We start from the raw sequence: 19,437 nt of genomic DNA on the forward strand, positions 1-19,437 counted from the left end.
CTCAAAATCGTGGTTGAGCGGCTACTCCTCCAAAACCTCAACCAAATCCTCAATCATCACATCAAAAGTCCGAGCTAATTTCAGCAGCAAAGTAAAGTCAACCGTTGTCAGCCCTGGACAGCGAGCATAATGCTTAACCGTGTTGTATACCACCCCAGAACGTTCTGAAACTTCCTTGAATGTCCAGCCTTTCTCTGCTGCTAGTTCTCTGACTTTAATTCTTACTAAACCCATGCTTGACAATGGGTGCTATAACACCTTACAATAAATTTATCTAAAAAGCGATCGCCCCCCGGCTTAGAGAACTAAAGGGCGATCGTTTTCAAAACTTAAATAGACAGTTACTAGCTGTCTGACTTACTATGATAGCATCATCCGAGCTAAAATCAAGCAATTTCGCCTGCTCCAAAATAATTCATAAATCGCCAATCCTTCACCCGCTGGCGAGATTTGTTACCGAAGAAACAGTCGCACTCCTGTTCAATGTCTCAGAAGACGAGATTTACCGCATAGAATGCTGTCGCTACATGGTTTACGTCCACGCCAAAGGCATCAGCCGTTTTGTCAGCTACGCCGATTTTCCCCCTATTTTAGAAGTAAAGCCGATCGCAGCTCAAGATTTTGGCAGATGGTACAAACGCTGGAAAAGCAAGCAAGCACCAGCATTTTGGACGAAATTCTACACCCACAAGTTCAAAAAAGCTGTTTCAGTTGACAGCTTGCTGGAGTGGGGCCTGTTGGTAGCTACAGTTAAATCGGTCATTTCTGGGGCGGCGCTGCAACAGCTACGAGATGTTTATGCTCAAGAAAAAGATTTGATGGAGAAATTTTAAAGTGCGATCGACTTAATCCTACTTGAAATTTCAATTAAATTTTAAAACACTTCATCCTCGATACCCAGCCACCATTCCCCCAGATTCATTAAATCTTTGTGAAGGTCAGTAAGTTCTGTCATATACTCTTCAGCAGAAATCTCCGCTCGCCTTTCTTGCAATTTTTTCAGCCGCAATTGCACCAACAGCCAAGGTTTGGAAATCCCGTCCTTTGCTTCGATATATTTGGCTAGATCTTTGCTGTCCATAGTTATTGTTATTTGTTATTTGTTATCTGTTGGTAGGTGGACTGGTATTATACCAACTTTGAAATCCCTTTAAAAAAACCTCATTTTTTCCCGTCGCTTTTAACCGATATTTTGAACCATTCTCCAGAACAGGCAAGATGCCTGTTCCACAAAACATCAGGTTGCTTGTGGGGTGGGCATCTTGGCGTCCGAAAAACATCCTTTACCTGTAATCCGAAGCTTGAATATTCTTGAGCTTCGCAGCATATTTCATGCCGTATTCCGGGCGACAGAAGCGATCGAGCTGAGCCTCAAAGAAAGCCCGATTTGCCTTCAAATGCTTTGGATTCGGGTCATCTAAAGGATACAAAAGAGCAGTCCGCAAAGCTTGGAACACCGCCGAAGTAACGCAGTACATCGATCGCTGAAATGTCACCCCAATTTGATTGAGGATATCATCTTCGCCGCGACAGCGCTGTTTGTAGAAATCCTTCAAATACGGCGGCAGGAAATGCAGCATATCTTGTGCTAGCAAAGTCGGCGGAATCCCCGCCGTACCTACCGGGAATTTGTCTGCATACAAAACTCCGTAGTGGAAGTCTTTTTGATCGTCAGGAACTTCCTTAGCTTGAGCGTTGTAAGATTTGGTGCCTCGGAAGGGCGAAGTGCGATAAAATACAGCTTCCACGTAAGGTAAGGCTGCTTCGTAAAGCCAAGTAAAACCTTTAGATTTCGGGATGATTTCGTAGGTTTCACCGTCGATTTGAACGTGGTGGTAAATCGGGCGTCCGGCGATCGCAAATATGCCATTTACTAGGAAATCCATCGCCTGCGGGACTGTCGTAATTTTCCCTTCGTCGTACAAGTCGGAAACCTCAAAAAACACCGGCGCCATGACTTCCCAGAATAAACCGAGATTGCTGTAATAAGACATTTGGCGGCACTGTTCTAAAAACATTTCTGGAAATGCTTTGTGAAGTCCCAGCATGAACGGGTTTTTTTTGAAGTAAGCTTTAATTGCCCGATCGGCATTAGCCTTATATTCGTCACTGTCCAAATAAGGATCGAATTGATTGGTAGGCACGTACAAGCCCCGGTGCCAAAGCATTGACCTCATGCACTCTTCGGCAAATTCCATGTTAATGCGATCGTGCCACAAATGGTGAAACAGCCGCGGCTTTTTCCCAGTTTCTCCCTTTTCCATGAACTCCAAAAGTTCCGGGTGAACACTTCCAGTCCCGCGCCAAATCCGCAAATCTGCACCGTCGCCTGCATAGTGATTTTGCAAGTCTAAATACTCCTGGGGCAAGAAGTATTTAAAGAAAGGAAGCGGGTGTAAAAATACCCGTTCGGCGATATAAAGCAAATCCCGCCAGTAGAAATCCATCGGCACTGCGTAAGCTTTCCAGATAGCGATGATTTGCATCAGATTTTCCGGCGTATCTGGAATCATCGCGCCGCCAGCTTCCAGCCTGTGAATTACTTCGGCAAATTGGTGTTTGGAAGGAGGTAGTTTAGTTGCTGGTTTATTAGGGGTTTGTACCATTGTTTCTTCCTTTGATTGAGTGAATCTAAATATTTTGAATTATTGCCAAAACCTGCGATTCTTTAACTTCCAGGAATATCCTGGGAACCGATATCCAGGTCCGCGAGCCGTAAAATTGAAGGCAGAGCCTCCGGATCTGCGTTACCAGGCTCTGCCTGGTAACGAGTAGATTGTTAGTCTGCAGAGGCGGACTTCGTTTGTGTAGACGCGATTTGCATAGCCGAGTGTTCTAGGGGATAGCTAATAGCTATTTGGCTATTTCTGACCGCCGGCAGAGTAGCAAATATCGCATTTGTAGTTGATTCACTCCACTTGAGCAGCCAAGCCGGTTGAATCCCCAACACAAAAATGATGCCCGCCAAAACCAGCGCCGGCATATTTTCACCAAACGTAACGGGAGGGTAGTAAGCCGTGGCATTGTCCAACTTCCCAAAACAGGTGCGGTTGAGCAGAATCACAAAGTAAACTGCTGTTAAACCCGAAGCTAAAATGCACAGTAAAGTTGGAATTGGAAAGATGGAGAAACTGCCTTGAAACACTAAAAATTCAGCAACAAAACCCACCAAACCCGGAATTCCGGCGCTTGCCATGCCGCCCAAAACTAACAGGGAACTGGCAGTGGGTAAACCCCGCATCGGGTTCATCAAACCGTTGAGTACATCCAAATCCCGCGTGCCAACTTTGGTTTCGATGATACCTACCAAATAAAACAGCAAAGCTAAAATCAAGCCGTGGCTTACCATTTGCCCGACAGCACCGATTAATGCCAGCTTCGTACCCGCCGCGCAGGCAACGAGGATGTAGCCCATATGTCCGATCGAACTATAGGCTACCATGCGCTTGATGTCTTTTTGGGCGATCGCGCTCAAAGCACCGTACATCACGCTCACCGTCCCGATAATCGCTAAAGCGGGAGCTATAATCGACCAAGTTTCGGGAAACAACTGCAAGCCGAACCGCACTAAACCGTAAGTTCCCAACTTCGCCAGAATCCCTCCCAGCAAAATGGCTGTTGCTGGCGAAGCTTCGACGTAAGCATCCGGCAGCCAAGTGTGCAGCGGCACCAAGGGAATTTTAATTCCCAACCCAATTAGCAAAATTGTTAGCAGGATTAACTGCAAATTTCTCGGCAATTCTTGAGTGGTAATCGCAGTGTAATCGAAATTTAAAGACCCACTCAGCCAAGCAACACCCAAAAATGCTGCTAGCACTAAAAGTCCCGAAACAGCCGTGTAGATCAAAAACTTCATGGCAGCGTATTCTCGCTGCTTTCCGCCCCAAATCGCAATCAACAGGTAAAAAGGAATTAATTCTACTTCGTAAAACAGTACAAACAGCAGCAAATTTTGAGACATCAAAGCTCCGGCAATACCAGCATTGATTAGCAAAATCAAAGCGTAGTAAAGCTGGGGGCGCTCCATCTTTTCGCCAGTGCCGTAAATGACTAATAGCGTCAGCAAAGCACTTAAAACCAGCAGCGGCAAGGACAAGCCGTCAATGCCCAAGTTGTAGCTCAAACCTAATTGTGGAATCCAAGGCAAATATTCTTGAAATTGCAGTCCCGAATTGGCTGGATCGAATTGAGTCAACAGCCAGATATTCAAAATGAAAATAGCTGCCGCAAAAGCCGAGGCTATTGAACGCAGACGCATTCCATTGATATTTCCGGGCAGGAACCCGACTACCGCAGCGCCCAACGCGGGCAACCAGAGCAAGGCACTAAGCATAATGTGTGAAGTGAAGAGTGAAGAGTGAACAATCTATTTTGCAGCCTCTTGTCTTTGATAATTTGAGAGTTTAGATGTTAAACTTTTTCCCAATTATCAATTCCAAATTTCATCACGACTCAGAAAGAATAGTGACTCTGCCCGTGTCTAAATCGTAATACCCACCCACAACTTTCAGTTTATTCTCCGCAATTAACTTAGAGATAACTGGAGAGGCTTTCAACTTGTTAGCTTGGAGCAGAACATTGGCTTTTGAAGCATTTTCTAGCTTGTCGCCCGTTTGGTTTTTCGAGCTTTCTACAGCAGGCTTAATGGCGTCGAGCAAACTGCCAATCTGACCGGGAACTTGAGCTCCTTTAATGGTTGCGTCTACCGCACCGCAACGTTTATGCCCGATTACCACAAGCACTTTTGCTCCCAATACCAGCGTGCCAAATTCCAGGCTGCCAATTTCTTCGGGAGTAGCAACATTTCCGGCCACGCGACAGACAAATAAATCTCCCAATCCTTGATCGAAGATAATTTCCGAAGGAAAGCGGGAATCTGCACAGCCGAGAATAGCAGCAAAGGGTTTTTGAGCTACGGCAACTTCGAGAAGGCGAGGTAAGTCTTGGTTGGGACTTTGGCGTTTGCTGTCAACAAACCGTTTGTTTCCGTCGATTAACTTTTGGAGAGCTGCATCGGGACTCAAGTCACCTTGAGCAATTGCTGGTTCGGGTGCAGCCAAATCAGCGCCTGCTCGTGCTGCGAGTATCCCTGTGCCAATGGCTCCTGCGACAAATTTGAGTGAATTGCGCCGGGAAAGATTGAATTTGCTGTTATTTGAGTTCATTGATGTTGCCTTGTTGTATGTAGTTTGAAATCTTTGTTCAAGACTTCATGTTTTTAAGATTTTAGATTAAAACTGTCACCTAAAATCTTCAACCTTATATTTCTTTACCCGCCCACAATCAGCGACAATCGAGCTAGCAAAGGCCAGCTTACCAGCAGTCCCAAAAGTGCTACTCCCAACAGAATTGTCAGGGCGTAAAACTGAGTTTGACCCGTAACGTTGTATTTGAGGCTCTGCCCGCCGAAAACCGTTGCAAAACCGATTAAGTTCACGAATCCGTCAACAATATTGCGATCGACCCAGGAAATGATTTGCGAAACCAAACCAACTGCAAATATCACTGTCACGCGGTAAAGTTTGGCAGTGTAAAAGTCGTAAGCAAAAAAGTCTTGCAGGGCTTGAGAACCGATTCGCACCGGTTTTTCCCATTTCTCGTTCAGGTAAACAAATGCTCCTGCACCGATCCCGATCGCTGTTGACAAGACTAGCAGTGCAGTGGCGGTATAATTAAAACTCGCCCCAGGCAATAACTGCCACGTCGCCAGCACGTGCGGAACGTGCAAAGTAAAGCCCATTAAAACAGTCATCGGCAAGATGAAAGGCCAGTGAACTTCTGGCGAACGTTCGGTCATTTGCTTTGGTTTGCCGCCAAAAACTAAACCGAAGACGCGCACTAAGCCAAAAGCAGTGACGCCGTTTACAAACAGCACTATTCCTAACAAGAAAGGGTGAGTTTTCCAAAGCCCGGATGTGAAGTCTTCTAAAGCCCAGAAACAGCCGAAGGGCGGCAGTCCCACCAATCCAGCGCTACCGACAATAAACGATATGGCCGATATCGGCCGCTTTCCCCACAAACCGCCGAGAGCTCGGACATCCTGAGTGATGCTGTTCCAAACTACCGAACCGATGCTCATCACCAGCAAACCCATTGCGAAGGTGTAGGCAAATATCAATGTCAGGGCTGTCTGGGCTTGTCCGGTACCGACGGCGATAAATACTAAGCCCATGTAAGAGCTGACTATATAGGAAAGCGTGCGCTTAATGTCAATTTGGGCGATCGCAATTAATGAAGCACCCACCGCCGTCGCAGCGCCTACAATAATAGTTGTCGTCATCCCCGTCGGCGACAAAGCAATCACCGGCTGCAACTTAATCAAAATCCAAGCACCAGTTTCCACAACTACGGTGTTCCGCAAAATCGTCGCCGGCAGCGGGCCTTCCATCGCCTCATCCAGCCACAGGTGCAAGGGAAACTGAGCACATTTACCCATCGGGCCGGCTATCAAAGCTAAAGTCAGCAGTGTCGCTACAGTGGGGTCAAGCTTTGCAGTCTGGGCCCAAACCGCCAACTCGTCAAAATTCCAAGTTCCAGCCAGCGGCAGAATGGCAACTACTCCCATCAGCAGGAATAAATCTCCCACCCGCTTGGTTAAGAAAGCGTCGCGGGCTCCTGTCACCACCAAAGACTGATTGAACCACAGCCCGACTAGCAGGTAAGTACCCAAAGTCAGAACTTCCAAAATCATGTAGCTGAAGAACAGGGAATTGCACAGTACCAAGCCGCACATCCCCGCTTCAAACAGCCCCATCAGGGAAAAGAACCTAGCCCAGCCCCAGTCCATTTCCATGTAACCGAAAGCATAAATCTGCGCCAGCAAGTTCAGTCCGGTAATCAAAACTGTCGCGCCGACGGTGACAGCAGAGATTTCGACGGGAATGGTTAAGTCTAAACCTGCTACATTCAGCCAGGGAATCAACTGGTGTTGGGCCGGTTGGTTCCATATAGCTGTCAGGGCTATGACACCGTGTAAGAAAGCGAACAAGGTTAATATGGCGTTCACGTAACCGGATGGTCTTGGCCCCGTGCGGCGGGTAACTGCTGGAAACCACAGCATCGACAGAACTCCGCCGATGAGTGGATAGCAAGGTATAAACCAAACGGTCTGGAGTAAGATTTGAGCCATTGGCATTACCTGTAAAGGTTACAAAAATTTAAAATTATGAGAATAATTCCGATTGCGCTGACGACAGCACTGAAAAGCCAGAAGGCAGAAGTAAAGAAAATTTGGGGGTTTGCCTCTGAGTTGGTTCCCGTCGTCAAACCGAGCGCTTCAGAATCGACTTATTAATTTTATATTAAGTATTGCGGTAAATTTTCATATTTCGGATTCAGCATATTTATCTGTACCGATAAACTCTACTTATAGGTATATATAGGGGCGGGTTGTGTACAAACGAATATTTGTCGATCGCAAGTGCGATCAAACAATAATTTATTGCTCTAAAATATTAAAACCGATTAAAACCGCTCAATCTGCCAAGCTGATTCGGGAAGTTTGGCTTGGCGCTGTCCCATCGACCTTGCCCTAACATTCACTAGACCGATCGGCGTATTGAACAAGTCTACCAGCTCCGAAGAGCCGATCGCACTTTTGACAGCAGCAACCGGAAATTCCTTGAACAGCCACCTAGCCAGCCGGTAAAAATATTCCCCTGTTGTGAATTCTCGCATCAACTCGACACCGTGGAGTTCGTGCAAGTATTTATTAGATTCGCCGTACCGATACCATTGACTTTGCGACTGTTTTATGGTTGAACGGTGGCGGTGTCGGACGATCGCATTTTCCGCAAAATACATTTTATAGGATGTTTCCCGCAAAATCCGCCAACACAAGTCAGCATCGCCGCCACTGGTGAGGTAAGGGCGAAATAATCCTATTTGTTGTAAAACTAGCCTCCTTACAGCTAAGTTGGCGGTTTGACCGTAGGGACAAAAAGGGTGAGCGAGAGTATGTTTTTGAGATAAAGTATTTTGGCGATCGGCGTGCTGTTCTAAAATAGTTTTACCGGGCAATGCGAGTATTTCCCCAGCGCTAATTCCTATTTCTAAGTCCACAAATGGCTTAACTAAATTTTCCAGCCAGTCAGATTCCGGGCGACAGTCTGCATCGGTAAATGCAATGATTTCGCCTGTGGATGCGCGAATTCCTTGATTGCGGGCGGCGTAGGAACTTTGAATCTGATTTTCGGTGAGGTGGCGAATGGTTATTTGATTGAAATTGCTTCCTCCCCTTACCAAAGGGGGGACTGAGGGGGGGTTAGAGGCTGCTGTTTGGAGGATGGTTGAAGTGCGATCGCGACTTTTGTTGTCTACTAAGAGATATTCTACTCTGTGTGGCGCATAAGTTTGCGATCGCAGGCACTCGATCAACTGCGGCAAATCCATCTCGCCGTTGTAAACAGGCACAACCACCGAAACTTGAGGTAAAAAGCCGTCACTGTTCATTAGCCCTCTATGCAGCTTTTTGAGTCAATTAGGAGTAAAGTCATTCTTACTAACAAGTTTTATGGCCACTTAACTTATCGAATAATTTCTACTTCTGTGCCTTTCTCCACAAACTGATACAACTCCTCAACATCCTTATTTTCCAGCGAAACGCAGCCCAAAGTCCAGTTTGATCGATATTTTATAATATTATCCGAATTAGCAGGCACGCCGTGAATCCCGATTTCGCTGCCTACACTGTCGCCCCACCCAATTGTACCGTTTTGCTTGGCTTTAATATGTTTTCGCCAAGATTGTTTGGTTGGATAATCCAGCCACAAAAACTTTGACCAACTTTCGTGAGGGTACATATCTTTAATACTAAAAACACCTTCCGGCGTCCGCAAATCCCCTGCTTTTAATTTATCACCTGTGGGATTGCCACCAAATACTACAGGATAAGATTTTACTGGCTTTTTGCTATCGTATACAGTCAGCCTGTATTTTGATTTTTCAACTAAGATGGAAATTCTGTTTTTATCTAACTTATCTGGTTCGCCTAAAATTTGTATTAGCGGCTTGTCGTAGTTTAATAAATTATCGGGCGGGAATTGGGTATGCAAAATATTTAAATCATCAGCCGGACAGTTATTTAAGCATAAAACGTCTAAAATGTAGGGAATTGGAACAGCATAACCGACCCTAACGAGGTTCCAGTAAAAAACTGAGCTAGCAGCCAGCAAGAGAAGGCTTGTAGATGAAACTATTCTTGCCATATTGCCCCTGATTTTATTGGTTTCCATTGCATTAACTAGGGATATTATAGATTTTTAAGGGGTTGAAACTGCTACTTACTACAAAAACGCAGTCCCTCTCTAAAAGACTAAGAAATGTGGCTCAGCCCAAAAACGTGTTGCTTTAGCTTTAAACAGGCAAGATGCCTGTTCCACAACTCCATTCAGTTCTTGTGGAACAGGCATCTTGCCTGTTTCTCTTTCAAATAGTAGAAAATATCTCTTACATCCCCTGTGCAATCCGTCACCCAATCCGTTCTCAACTGTTCCCCGTCAACATCAAAATCATTAACACTAACACGCCGTTAGTTAGATAAAAGATTCCCACAACCTGAGTTTCCAACCAGCCGCACAGTTCTAGATGATGGTGGAGTGGAGCCATTCTTAACAGACGCTTGCCGATTCCATCAGGCCCTTTTGTAGCTTTGTAATAACCTACTTGAGCAATTACTGACAGCGTTTCAATAAAGAAAATCCCGCTGATAATTAATAATATCCAAAGGCTATTTGTTAATAAAGCTACCGCACCCAACGCACCGCCCAAAGCTAAAGCACCTGTATCGCCCATAAACACCTTGGCTGGATTGCGGTTGTGTGCTAAAAAACCGAGACAACTGCCGCTGATGCAAGCGCAAAATATCATTAATTCTGGCGAAGTTGAGGCTACAGATGCGCCCAATCCCAAAAGTGCGATCGCGCCCAAACCGCCCATCAACCCGTCAACGCCGTCAGTAATATTAGTAGCGTTGCTTTCAGCTACCAGCACAAAACCCGCCAGCGGCCAAAACAGAAAACCTAAAGGCAATACCCAACCGAAAGGCAAAGCAATGCTCGTAGAAATACCTGGTTCGCGGAACATCAGCCACATACAAAATAGAGCTGCAAAACCTATTTGCAAAGCCAATTTCATCCGAGGTGAAATACCTTTATTCGACTTGAGGCGCAGAATTTGCCAGTCGTCTATCCAGCCGATGAAACCGTAAGCTAAAGTTAAAGCCGATACGGCAACAACATCTAAGTTAAATCTAGACCAAAGCAAAGCTACTGCGACTCCTGCAGGCACAAAAAAGATGCCTCCCATTGTCGGCGTTCCCGCCTTTTTTAAATGAGCTTGGGGGCCGTCTTCACGAATTATTTGTCCTGCTTTTAATTGCTGGAGTAAAGGCACAACTACAGAGCCCACACCCGATGCAACTACAGCACAAACAGCTAGTGGCATAAATAGCGATGCAGGCGTATTTAAAAGTCTACCCGCTGCTACATCTAAACCGATCGCTACAATGCCGAGCCCCAAACCCAGCAGCAGGAATAAATTCCTGCCTGTAAGTTTGAAAGGCATAGTAAAAGGGATTTTCTCATCCACAAAGTTATCCATAACACTCCTCACCACACACTATTTGAGAATAAGCAATTGAAAATTGGGGAATAGGGTGCGATACAGGAGACTGAGAAATCTCTTAGTTTTTCTTCCCTGTTTCCGGTTGATGCCTTCACCCTTCTACCAGTTATTCTTCCCCTACACTCACATCCTCTTCTACTTCATCTTCTAAATCATCGTAAGGACTGTCGTCAACTGCCATAAGTTCAGAAATTTCTTCTTCGTGCAGATAGTCGGGTTCTTGGACATCCCTTGCTAACAGGCGATTGTTAGATTCCAACCAGTCTAAAAGAGAAGATTGCTGCTTTAATGGAATTACATCCGCAGGCAAGTGGCGAGGTATTTGACGCAGAGATGGGTTGTACATGATTCTTGGTTTTTAAAGACAAAGACGCGATCGAGTGGAGGTAACGTTTTGGCGACGGGCTGCTGCTTCGATCGAGCACTTGCCAATCGGGTATTTAGCAAGGCTAAAGCATTATACCACAGGCACTGTTTGGTTCCGGATCGGATAAGATGGGAGACCCAAAAGGCGATCGCCCCCAAGCATGGGCCTCAGGATAACACTAAAATCCGCTCTTGCCAATCCTTCTTTAGCCCTAAGCATTTTAATCCGAGACGATCGTCTTTAAGATATCGCGGGACACGCGGCGATCCTATTGTGCAAGCCTCCCTAACAGCAAGGCTTTGATTCACAACAGTCTCCTGGTTTTTCATCAAAGCCTGAGTCCCAATGCCCTCTGGCTTCTTCAGTCAACTCTCAAGCAATAAATCTCAGAATGGATATAACGGCAGCGGTTTTATACAACAAAGAGGGTTACCACACCGGAGGGAAAAAACTTCTGGGGCGTCATTCAGCCGGAGAAGGGTTTCTCAAAAGCTTAGTCCAACACGGAACCGCTGACTCTCTCTACTGTTGCGCCGATAGCGCAACAACCTTTAAGGAGTTTTGTTCGCACATCCAACCTTGGCTGCAAAAACCTCGGAAAGTTCGCTGGATTCCCATGGAACGACCGGATTTGCTATCTCAACCGGGCACAATTTACCGACCAGATCCAGTTTTGTCGCAGATGGTGTGGGCGCGCAGATTTGTCGATCAGCGGGCCTACAGCGTTTGCGGCGTTACTCACACGATCGGTACAAAATACATCATGGAGGCGATCGGCGATTTGATAACCGCACCCATGCAGCCTTGGGACGCCCTGATCTGCACCTCTACAGCCGTGAAAACAGCAGTAGAAGGAGTTATGAGGGAGTGGTCTGAATATTTAGCCCAGCGGAACGGCGGTAAACCGGAAATTTTGGTTAAATTCCCCGTTATTCCCCTAGGAGTCGATTGCAGCGCGTTTCCGCAGGGTGTGGAAGCAGTTAATAGTCGCCGCCAACTGCGACAAGAACTCGGCATTTCTCCCGAAGATATTGTTGTGTTATTTGTCGGTCGATTGACTTTTTCTGCAAAAGCTCATCCAGTACCCATGTACATCGCCCTAGAACGGGCATCACAACAGACAAAAGCCAAGATCCACTTAATTCAAGCCGGTTGGATCGAAGATCCGAGAGAAGAACCCGACTTTAAAAATAGCGCACAAATATTTTGTCCCTCGGTGAATGCTATTTTTTTAGATGGGAGACAGCCCGAAATTAGAATAAATATTTGGTCGGCGGCCGACATTTTCATTTCGCTGTCCGACAACATTCAAGAATCCTTCGGACTGACACCAATAGAAGCCATGGCGAACGGACTGCCGGCCATAGTCTCCGATTGGAACGGATACAAAGAATCTGTACGCCACGAAATAGACGGCTTCCGCATTCCCACACTCATCCCGCCCCCGGAATCTTGTTTAGATTTAGCCCTAAATTATCTTGACGGCAGCTTAAATTGGCCGACTTACATGGGTCACACTTCCCTCGCCACAGCAGTTGACATTGATGCTTGCACCCTGGCACTGTGCCAATTAATTGAAAACCCCGAATTGAGAAAGCGGATGGGGGAAAATGCGAGACAAAGGGCGAGGGAAATTTATGATTGGAAAGTAGTAATTGCTGCTTACGAACAATTGTGGCGGGAATTAGCAGAGATTCGCCTTGCGGCACCGGAGTCAGCACCTTTACAACCCGGGAAGCCGCCTTATCCCCTAGGCGACGATCCGTTTCGGGTATTAGGTAATTATGCGACTAGAAGTTTAAGCAATGAGATGATGCTGAGTCTGGGTGCGATCGCCACACCAGAACTTCTGAGAGAGTTGCAAACAATTTGGTTTACCAACTTCGGTCAGGACAGAAGAATCTCTGTTAACATTCAGATAGAGATATTGGATGCGATCGAGCAAAAGGGTGCTGTCAGCGTTGGAGAAGTTCTCAGACGTTATACCAAAAACGACCAAGAATTAGCAGCCCTGTATCGGACTCTGCTCTATCTGGTGAAATTTGGTATCTTAGTTATTAGTTGTTAATACTCTGCGGACTCGGCGATTAAAATTGCTACTACACAAAATTTCGTCCCTCTCGCTTGAGACTGAAGAAAAAAGCGGTCTGACTTTTGCCTGACGTTCGATAATTAATCCGTGTATTCGTGTCAAAATCCGTGTTCTTCCTTCTTAAATAATCATGCTTAGAAAATCTGCACTATTAGAGATAATTGCTGGTAAGAATCGTGGTTTGCTGGCGACTCCCAGCGACAAACAAGCGATTTTAAGTGCGATCGCCCAATTGGAAGATTACAACCCCACAACACGCCCTGTCGAAGCTGCAGAGCTTTTAAATGGAGATTGGCGGTTATTGTACACCACCAGCCGCGCCCTGCTGAATCTTGACAGTTTTCCCTTGGTGAAATTGGGTTCAATTTATCAATCTATCCGCGTCAAAGAATCTAAAATTTACAACATTGCCGAACTTTACGGTTTGCCTTACTTAGAAGGAATTGTCAGCGTGGCTGCGACATTTGAGGCGACTTCGGAACGGCGAGTGCAGGTGAAGTTTGAGCGGTCAATTTTCGGTTTAAGCAGGTTGATTGGCTATGAATCTCCTGTCAAGTTTATCAATGAGATTGAGTCTGGTAAAAAGTTCGCTGCTGTAGATTTCGGCTTCGATAGTCGCGAACAGCAGGGATGGTTGGATATTACTTATTTAGATAAAGATTTGCGAATCGGGCGCGGGAATGAAGGAAGTGTCTTTGTGTTGACAAAAGAGTGATTTTGTGCTGTTGATGTGCAGGGCGATCGCCCCTTAACTCCTTCTCAATTTATCTTTCTTTCAGCCGCGTTTATTCGCGTTCATCTGCGGTTAAAAATCAAAAATCTATCACTTTTGCAAACATTTCAAGACTTCATAAATATTGTTACTCCGTCAGTTTTGTCTGTTCTTTCTTTTCCGTCGGCATTGACTTTCTGACAGCTAGCACCAACTCTGCTTCGCTACATCGATACAAATCTCGCATTCGGAATACTTGCCAAACTTCCATCTTTGGCAAGGTTCGGCTTTTTTCCCAGTTGCGAATAGAAGACTCCGCGCATTCTAGTTCCCGTGCTACGTCTAAGATTGTCAGCCCTGCACGTTCTCTCAAGGCTCTCAAATCCATAGCGGAATAAACCTTTCAACATAAAAAACGTTAATGTTTAGCGCTAAGTATTGACGCTAAAGGTGAGTTTGGTGTTTAATCATAGTTGTAGAGGCGTTAGTCAATCCCCGCCAAGAGAGTTACTAACGCCCTTTCCTGTAGTCCATAGAGGATACTAAACCATCATGCCACAAAACGGTTATCAACAGGGATTCGCTGCGAATCCTGGGGCGATCGCGTACCAAAAACGGCTGTACCCTTGGGCGATCGCCAAACTCATGCCCAGTATGCAGCGGGCGATTGTGGGGCGATTTCGCAGTCGATCGGATGCTGACGGACACTTGCTGTGCCTGCGTCAACTGATGCCTCAAGCAACGCTTGTCGTAGTCTTTGACTTGCAACCAGACTAAAAGTAGGATTAACCCCCCGTGGTTGCCCCTCTAAGAGTAAGGTAGACACGGGGCATTACCCATGCAAGTTGTTCACAATTCATACAGGATTGCTATATATATTTAAGTTAGTTACTCATTATCAGATATTTGATTTCCCCAAGCTTCACAGTTATGGTAAATTCTCACAAATCATATAGCAAGCCTATATGATTTGTGAGTAAATTAAGATCGCCCGTTAATCCAAAACAATATAACTGAAGTACGCACGAGCGCAGCTATCCCGTAGGGAATCGCCTACAATAGAATCAACACTTCTCCTCTCAAGCGCCATGCAAATTGTTTTGTCACCTGAAGTCGAAGCCCTCGTGCAGCGTCAACTCACGACTGGCAAATACAAAAGTGCGATCGAAGTCATCCTCGCAGCCATTCAACTCCTCGAACAACAACAAGAAGACATTTATCAAGGACGACTGCAAGAACTTCAACGAGACGCATTGATTGGCCAGCAAGCATCCCAACGTGGTGAAGTCGTAGACGGTGCAATCGCAATCGCACAAATTCGCACCAACCTGCGATCGCGCTACAGTTCATCCGAAGCATGACTCCTAAATTTCGCCTCACCGAACCCGCAATTCAAGACATCGAGCAAATTGTAGACTACATCGCTCGTCAATCGGGACTCGATATAGCCGATCGCTTTTTAAGCAAGATCGACGCAAAATTTGCCAAAATTGCTCAGTTTCCCAACCTGGGACGACAACGAGACGAAATTTTACAAGGTCTACGCAGTCTTCCGATGGATAACTATCTTATACTCTATATGCCGCTCGGACAGGATGTAGATATCTTTCGATTTGTCAGTGGTTATCGAGATTTATCAGCCCTGTTCACCGATGTTGATGATTGAATTCAATTCATCTCAGAACAAGAGATAGTTTGGGGGCAGAAACTCTTATGAATTTTTCATAAAAAGTATCACAAAACCTTACCACAAACCAACAACATCACACCCAAAAATGCTCCGACTCTCGCAAACCCAACTCAAAATCCTCGAAGAATGCCCCCGCAAATTTCAACACAGCTACCTCGAACTACTCGCCACCACCGCCTCCCCAGAACACAAAGAAAAACTCACATGGGGAAGCCACTTTCACCTATTAATGCAGCAGCGAGAACTCGGACTTCCCATTGAATTTATCATCCAACAAGACCCCGAACTCGGACGCTGTGTGGCAGCATTTATCAACACCGCACCCGAACTTTTCACCGATTCAGAAAATAGCGACAACATTTTTCGCCAAGCCGAACACCCCCGCACCCTAATTTTCCAAGACTACCTATTCACCGTTATCTATGACTTGCTAATAGCAGAACCCAACGCCGCCCAAATTCTCGACTGGAAAACCTATCCCCGCCCTCAAAAATTAAAATGGATAGCCGAAAGTTGGCAAACTCGCCTCTATTTATACGTCTTAGTAGAAACCAGCGACTATTCCCCCGAACAAGTTTCCATGACATACTGGTTCGTACAATTGCAAGGAGAAGAACCGCCGCAAAAACTCACATTTTATTACAGCCAAACAGAACACGATCGCACAAAACAAGATTTAACCCACCTATTGCACCAGCTAAGCGAGTGGCGACAGCGCTATACCGAAGGCGGCGAATTCTGGCCCCAAGTAGAAATTAGTTCCAATTTGTGCGATTCCTGTCAATTCGCCACTCGCTGCAACCGCACACAAGACACAAAAACTCCCTCACAAGATATTCTCGCAGAAACTCCCACAGATTGGCTACCAAATCTTGCTATAATCGACGAAATATATATTTAACAGGACTACTGCAAAGTGTCACAAGCGCGATCGACTTGTAGAGTGCGTCAGAGTTGCATTATCACTCGATAATTAAGGGTTTGATCCTGACGCACCTTACCATATATGCCACTCGCGTAAGTTTTATTTAACATACAAAAAAGCCCCCAGATCGGTGGTCACAATCTAAAATCTAAAATCTAAAATCTAAAATCTAATGGCAGAAACCCCTCAAAACTGGCCAAATCAACTCTTACCCCAACCCCCAGCTTGGCTGATCCAAGCTGTCAGAAACCACGCACCAGAACTCCCCGGAAACTATGCCGCCACACTTCTCTGGTATAGAGGAATTCAAAACCCTGAACAAATACCCGGTTTCTTAAATCCCAAACTTTACCAACCAGCAAGTCCCTTTGAATTCGGACTAGAAATGAACTGGGCGATAGAAAGAATCCAGCAAGCACGAAACAGCGCAGAAAAAGTCGCAATTTGGGGAGACTTCGACGCCGACGGCATTACCTCAACCTCCGTTTTGTGGGATGGACTAGGAGAATTTTTTACTCAAAACGACCAATTAACTTATTACATTCCCAATCGCTTAACCGAATCTCATGGACTCAATACCTCGGGAATAGACGCATTAGCCAAATCGGGAATTAGCTTAATTATTACCTGCGATACTGGCAGTACAAACATCGCCGAAATCGAATATGCCACCAGCTTAAACATCGATACAATTATCACCGACCATCATACATTACCGGACGATCGCCCGCCAGCTACAGCCATTATCAATCCCCGCTACTTTCCCCCAAACCACCAACTATTTAACCTTTCAGGAGTTGGAGTAGCTTACAAATTAGTTGAAGCATTATATCACACATTACCGGATATTCCGCAGCGCCCGCTCACAGATTTATTAGAATTAGTAGCGATCGGCTTAATTGCCGATTTAGTCCAACTCACAGGAGACAGCCGCTACCTAGCACAAATCGGCATCCAGCAACTGCAAAAACAAATCGCAAACCCCACCCGCCCGGGAGTTGCAAAATTGCTCGAACTGTGCAAGAGATCGGGCGATCGCCCAACCGACATTTCCTTCGGCCTCGGCCCCCGAATCAACGCCGTCAGCCGCATTCAAGGCGATGCCAGCTTCTGCGTAGAACTTCTCACCAGCCGCGACAAAAAACGCTGCGAAGAACTAGCAAATTTAACCGAAATTGCCAACTCCCGGCGCAAATCTTTACAAAAAGATGTTGCCAAAGATGCGGCCAACAAACTAGCCAAACTCGACCTTTCAACTACTAGCGTCATTGTCCTCAGCGACCCGCAATGGCCCGTAGGTGTATTAGGATTAGTAGCGGGACAAATCGCCCAAGAATACGGTCGCCCCGTGATTTTATTCAGCACAGAAGGAAGCGAAAAAATTAATGAAAATTTTCCAGAAATGCAATTTACCTCCTTCTTAGATTCAGAATCACCAACACTTTCCCCATCCAACATTGCCAGGGGTTCCGCACGTTCCGCCAATCAAATCGACCTTTACCAATTAGTCAAAGATCAAGCGCATTTATTGCACAGATTTGGCGGTCATCCTTTCGCCGCCGGATTGAGTCTCCCAGTTGAAAATATCCCCCTATTTACAGATGCGGTAAATCAGCAACTGCGACAACAATACAGCACCGATAGTTTAACAGCAGCCCCCGTTCAAGCCGACTTAAAAATTACTGTCTCCGAATTAGGCAAAGACTTATTTCAAGAATTAAAATTGCTCGAACCGTGCGGTATGGGCAACCCCGCACCCAAATTGCTGATTGAAAACTGCTGGTTTGAGAATCTGTGGAATCAAAAAATTAAGGATTTGAAAGGGCAAAAAGTAGAATATATCAAAACAGAATTTACAATTAGGGACGAATCTAGCGATACGGGATTTCCCGGCATTTGGTGGGGACACAATCAAAATGAAGTTCCCCAAGGCCGCTGCGATGTCACCGTTGAACTCGATTTTAATACTTACAAATCGCGGTATGAAGTGCGCCTCGTATCAGTGCAAGAACGCACGGAAGACAACCAAATAAATTCTCAGACTCCAATAGATTGGATTGTAGACTGGCGCAATAGAAATAACGATGAAGAGTTATTAGGCGCTAGCACAAACTTAGAATCTCAAATGCCGATCGACAATCTAGTTGACAATTCCGAAAAGGTCGAGCGCGAAAACTCGATCGTCCTCAAAGAATGCCCCGCAAGCTGGGACGAACTGCGGATCTGGTTTCGGCAAGCACAGTACACTCAGAAAAAACTCGCGATCGCCTACACATTACCCCCCCTGGTACCCCCACAGCAAATCTGCCAACAGCTAATCGGCATCGCCAAATACCTCAGCCGCACCAACAAACCCGTCACCAGACAGCAACTCCGCCAAAAACTCGGCATCAGCGACACATCGCTGCAACTAGGGTTCAAAACCTTAACATATCTCGGTTTCCAAATCCATTACCGCGATCGAGCTTTCCACATCGCCAGACAACCCGAAACCGCACAGCACCAAGACGCGCCCGATCTAATCCCCAAACCCTTATTAGATAGCCAATCCATTCAATTCTCAGTGCCAAATTCCCCGATTGCCGCACGTTTTGCAGCGCAATTCCTAGCAGCAGTCTCCGAAGAACAATTCCGGCGGAAATATTTCTGTGAAGTACCCCTCTCAACCATTGTGTCGATCGCCCGAGAGACCGTTTTCCAAGAAGATTCTACAGCAAATCCCTTCTAACTGATATCTAGCACCATTGGTAAGCACAGGCAGGATGACAGTTCCACTCATGAGATAACTTTTCTTGTGGAGCCCGCCCTCGCTCGCGCTGGTGGGGCGGGCTTTGTGGCTTGTGAAGCGAGACAGGTTGTTGTGGATCTGGCTTAACAGGCTTATTCCTGACACGGATGCCACATCTCAGTTCTAAGAAATATCTTACTTCTGAATTCATCCCGATAAAATAAGGCATAGGGCAATGGGAGTTATCCGTTGCGAGTCAGGCCGAGAACTCATAACTCCTAACTCACAGGCCAAAACCCA

General features: G+C 46.0%; 20 protein-coding genes. 9 read left to right on the top strand and 11 right to left on the bottom strand.

Annotated elements, in window-relative coordinates:
• Nucleotides 1-21: 21 nt before the first annotated feature.
• Nucleotides 22-234 (bottom strand): helix-turn-helix domain-containing protein, encoded by a 213-nt coding sequence (locus QUB33_RS09830; protein ID WP_006631306.1) that lies wholly within the window; start codon nucleotides 232-234, stop codon nucleotides 22-24.
• A gap of 128 nt (nucleotides 235-362) precedes the next feature.
• On the opposite strand from QUB33_RS09830, the gene QUB33_RS09835 reads away from it, so the two are divergent.
• On the top strand, nucleotides 363-833 hold the full coding sequence (locus QUB33_RS09835; protein WP_333349871.1) for a hypothetical protein: 471 nt from the start codon (nucleotides 363-365) through the stop codon (nucleotides 831-833).
• Between the two features lie 41 nt (nucleotides 834-874).
• On the opposite strand, the gene QUB33_RS09840 is transcribed toward QUB33_RS09835, so the two are convergent.
• From QUB33_RS09840 to QUB33_RS09860, 5 genes are all read right to left on the bottom strand, one after another.
• Nucleotides 875-1,081 carry a hypothetical protein gene (locus tag QUB33_RS09840; RefSeq protein WP_333349874.1) on the bottom strand — a complete coding sequence of 69 codons (207 nt, stop codon included), beginning with the start codon at nucleotides 1,079-1,081 and terminating at the stop codon, nucleotides 875-877.
• A gap of 202 nt (nucleotides 1,082-1,283) precedes the next feature.
• Entirely contained in the window at nucleotides 1,284-2,606 is a 1,323-nt protein-coding gene (locus QUB33_RS09845) for a CO2 hydration protein (protein ID WP_333349876.1), read from the bottom strand.
• A 173-nt stretch (nucleotides 2,607-2,779) separates the two neighbouring features.
• Nucleotides 2,780-4,333, bottom strand: a complete 1,554-nt coding sequence (locus QUB33_RS09850; RefSeq protein ID WP_333349878.1) for an NADH-quinone oxidoreductase subunit M — start codon at nucleotides 4,331-4,333, stop codon at nucleotides 2,780-2,782.
• Between the two features lie 112 nt (nucleotides 4,334-4,445).
• Nucleotides 4,446-5,165: a carbonic anhydrase gene (locus tag QUB33_RS09855; RefSeq protein WP_333349880.1), complete on the bottom strand. Its 720-nt coding sequence runs from the start codon at nucleotides 5,163-5,165 to the stop codon at nucleotides 4,446-4,448.
• 104 nt (nucleotides 5,166-5,269) lie between these two features.
• On the bottom strand, nucleotides 5,270-7,129 hold the full coding sequence (locus QUB33_RS09860) for an NAD(P)H-quinone oxidoreductase subunit F (protein WP_333349882.1): 1,860 nt from the start codon (nucleotides 7,127-7,129) through the stop codon (nucleotides 5,270-5,272).
• Nucleotides 7,130-7,165: 36 nt separating this feature from the next.
• Here QUB33_RS09860 and QUB33_RS09865 point away from each other — a divergent pair, with 36 nt between their 5' ends.
• Nucleotides 7,166-7,294: a hypothetical protein gene (locus tag QUB33_RS09865; RefSeq protein WP_333220422.1), complete on the top strand. Its 129-nt coding sequence runs from the start codon at nucleotides 7,166-7,168 to the stop codon at nucleotides 7,292-7,294.
• A 170-nt stretch (nucleotides 7,295-7,464) separates the two neighbouring features.
• Here QUB33_RS09865 and QUB33_RS09870 read toward each other — a convergent pair whose 3' ends face one another.
• From QUB33_RS09870 to QUB33_RS09885, 4 genes are all read right to left on the bottom strand, one after another.
• Entirely contained in the window at nucleotides 7,465-8,451 is a 987-nt protein-coding gene (locus tag QUB33_RS09870; RefSeq protein WP_333349884.1) for a glycosyltransferase, read from the bottom strand.
• A 74-nt stretch (nucleotides 8,452-8,525) separates the two neighbouring features.
• Complete coding sequence (locus tag QUB33_RS09875) at nucleotides 8,526-9,206, bottom strand: L,D-transpeptidase (protein WP_333349886.1); 681 nt, start codon at nucleotides 9,204-9,206, stop codon at nucleotides 8,526-8,528.
• Nucleotides 9,207-9,483: 277 nt separating this feature from the next.
• Entirely contained in the window at nucleotides 9,484-10,599 is a 1,116-nt protein-coding gene (gene mraY, locus QUB33_RS09880) for a phospho-N-acetylmuramoyl-pentapeptide-transferase (protein WP_333349888.1), read from the bottom strand.
• A 130-nt stretch (nucleotides 10,600-10,729) separates the two neighbouring features.
• Nucleotides 10,730-10,969, bottom strand: a complete 240-nt coding sequence (locus QUB33_RS09885; protein WP_190659900.1) for a DUF3134 domain-containing protein — start codon at nucleotides 10,967-10,969, stop codon at nucleotides 10,730-10,732.
• A 412-nt stretch (nucleotides 10,970-11,381) separates the two neighbouring features.
• Between QUB33_RS09885 and QUB33_RS09890 the strand changes: the two genes are divergently transcribed.
• Together QUB33_RS09890 and QUB33_RS09895 are read left to right on the top strand one after the other, a co-directional pair.
• Nucleotides 11,382-13,058, top strand: coding sequence for a glycosyltransferase family 4 protein (locus QUB33_RS09890; RefSeq protein WP_333349890.1), 1,677 nt, complete (start codon nucleotides 11,382-11,384; stop codon nucleotides 13,056-13,058).
• Between the two features lie 154 nt (nucleotides 13,059-13,212).
• Nucleotides 13,213-13,797: a PAP/fibrillin family protein gene (locus QUB33_RS09895; protein WP_333349892.1), complete on the top strand. Its 585-nt coding sequence runs from the start codon at nucleotides 13,213-13,215 to the stop codon at nucleotides 13,795-13,797.
• A gap of 145 nt (nucleotides 13,798-13,942) precedes the next feature.
• Here the strand turns inward: QUB33_RS09895 and QUB33_RS09900 are convergent, their stop codons facing one another.
• The gene (locus QUB33_RS09900; RefSeq protein ID WP_006631291.1) at nucleotides 13,943-14,182 is read right to left on the bottom strand and encodes a helix-turn-helix domain-containing protein; all 240 of its coding nucleotides are present in this window, start codon (nucleotides 14,180-14,182) and stop codon (nucleotides 13,943-13,945) included.
• 164 nt (nucleotides 14,183-14,346) lie between these two features.
• Between QUB33_RS09900 and QUB33_RS09905 the strand changes: the two genes are divergently transcribed.
• From QUB33_RS09905 to QUB33_RS09925, 5 genes are all read left to right on the top strand, one after another.
• Nucleotides 14,347-14,571, top strand: a complete 225-nt coding sequence (locus QUB33_RS09905) for a hypothetical protein (RefSeq protein ID WP_333220410.1) — start codon at nucleotides 14,347-14,349, stop codon at nucleotides 14,569-14,571.
• A 311-nt stretch (nucleotides 14,572-14,882) separates the two neighbouring features.
• Nucleotides 14,883-15,155 carry a type II toxin-antitoxin system ParD family antitoxin gene (locus tag QUB33_RS09910; RefSeq protein ID WP_333349894.1) on the top strand — a complete coding sequence of 91 codons (273 nt, stop codon included), beginning with the start codon at nucleotides 14,883-14,885 and terminating at the stop codon, nucleotides 15,153-15,155.
• A complete protein-coding gene (locus QUB33_RS09915; RefSeq protein ID WP_333349896.1) occupies nucleotides 15,152-15,460 on the top strand; it encodes a type II toxin-antitoxin system RelE/ParE family toxin in 309 nt (102 codons plus the stop codon). The genes QUB33_RS09910 and QUB33_RS09915 overlap by 4 nt, the downstream gene beginning before the upstream one ends.
• Before the next feature lie 109 nt (nucleotides 15,461-15,569).
• Nucleotides 15,570-16,385 carry a PD-(D/E)XK nuclease family protein gene (locus QUB33_RS09920; RefSeq protein ID WP_333349899.1) on the top strand — a complete coding sequence of 272 codons (816 nt, stop codon included), beginning with the start codon at nucleotides 15,570-15,572 and terminating at the stop codon, nucleotides 16,383-16,385.
• Between the two features lie 196 nt (nucleotides 16,386-16,581).
• Nucleotides 16,582-19,137: a DHH family phosphoesterase gene (locus QUB33_RS09925; protein ID WP_333349901.1), complete on the top strand. Its 2,556-nt coding sequence runs from the start codon at nucleotides 16,582-16,584 to the stop codon at nucleotides 19,135-19,137.
• Nucleotides 19,138-19,437 lie beyond the last annotated feature (300 nt).

It is taken from the genome of Microcoleus sp. B3-A4 (assembly GCF_036705385.1).
Lineage (GTDB): Bacteria > Cyanobacteriota > Cyanobacteriia > Cyanobacteriales > Microcoleaceae > Microcoleus.

Coding starts and splice junctions, on each gene's coding strand:
- QUB33_RS09870 (WP_333349884.1), bottom strand. CDS start 8,451: ATGAACAGTGACGGCTTTTTACCTCAAGTTTCGGTGGTTGTGCCTGTT.
- mraY (WP_333349888.1), bottom strand. CDS start 10,599: ATGGATAACTTTGTGGATGAGAAAATCCCTTTTACTATGCCTTTCAAA.
- QUB33_RS09925 (WP_333349901.1), top strand. CDS start 16,582: ATGGCAGAAACCCCTCAAAACTGGCCAAATCAACTCTTACCCCAACCC.
- QUB33_RS09895 (WP_333349892.1), top strand. CDS start 13,213: ATGCTTAGAAAATCTGCACTATTAGAGATAATTGCTGGTAAGAATCGT.
- QUB33_RS09890 (WP_333349890.1), top strand. CDS start 11,382: ATGGATATAACGGCAGCGGTTTTATACAACAAAGAGGGTTACCACACC.
- QUB33_RS09845 (WP_333349876.1), bottom strand. CDS start 2,606: ATGGTACAAACCCCTAATAAACCAGCAACTAAACTACCTCCTTCCAAA.
- QUB33_RS09830 (WP_006631306.1), bottom strand. CDS start 234: ATGGGTTTAGTAAGAATTAAAGTCAGAGAACTAGCAGCAGAGAAAGGC.
- QUB33_RS09885 (WP_190659900.1), bottom strand. CDS start 10,969: ATGTACAACCCATCTCTGCGTCAAATACCTCGCCACTTGCCTGCGGAT.
- QUB33_RS09910 (WP_333349894.1), top strand. CDS start 14,883: ATGCAAATTGTTTTGTCACCTGAAGTCGAAGCCCTCGTGCAGCGTCAA.
- QUB33_RS09850 (WP_333349878.1), bottom strand. CDS start 4,333: ATGCTTAGTGCCTTGCTCTGGTTGCCCGCGTTGGGCGCTGCGGTAGTC.
- QUB33_RS09905 (WP_333220410.1), top strand. CDS start 14,347: ATGCCACAAAACGGTTATCAACAGGGATTCGCTGCGAATCCTGGGGCG.
- QUB33_RS09900 (WP_006631291.1), bottom strand. CDS start 14,182: ATGGATTTGAGAGCCTTGAGAGAACGTGCAGGGCTGACAATCTTAGAC.
- QUB33_RS09860 (WP_333349882.1), bottom strand. CDS start 7,129: ATGGCTCAAATCTTACTCCAGACCGTTTGGTTTATACCTTGCTATCCA.
- QUB33_RS09835 (WP_333349871.1), top strand. CDS start 363: ATGATAGCATCATCCGAGCTAAAATCAAGCAATTTCGCCTGCTCCAAA.
- QUB33_RS09920 (WP_333349899.1), top strand. CDS start 15,570: ATGCTCCGACTCTCGCAAACCCAACTCAAAATCCTCGAAGAATGCCCC.
- QUB33_RS09855 (WP_333349880.1), bottom strand. CDS start 5,165: ATGAACTCAAATAACAGCAAATTCAATCTTTCCCGGCGCAATTCACTC.
- QUB33_RS09840 (WP_333349874.1), bottom strand. CDS start 1,081: ATGGACAGCAAAGATCTAGCCAAATATATCGAAGCAAAGGACGGGATT.
- QUB33_RS09865 (WP_333220422.1), top strand. CDS start 7,166: ATGAGAATAATTCCGATTGCGCTGACGACAGCACTGAAAAGCCAGAAG.
- QUB33_RS09875 (WP_333349886.1), bottom strand. CDS start 9,206: ATGGCAAGAATAGTTTCATCTACAAGCCTTCTCTTGCTGGCTGCTAGC.
- QUB33_RS09915 (WP_333349896.1), top strand. CDS start 15,152: ATGACTCCTAAATTTCGCCTCACCGAACCCGCAATTCAAGACATCGAG.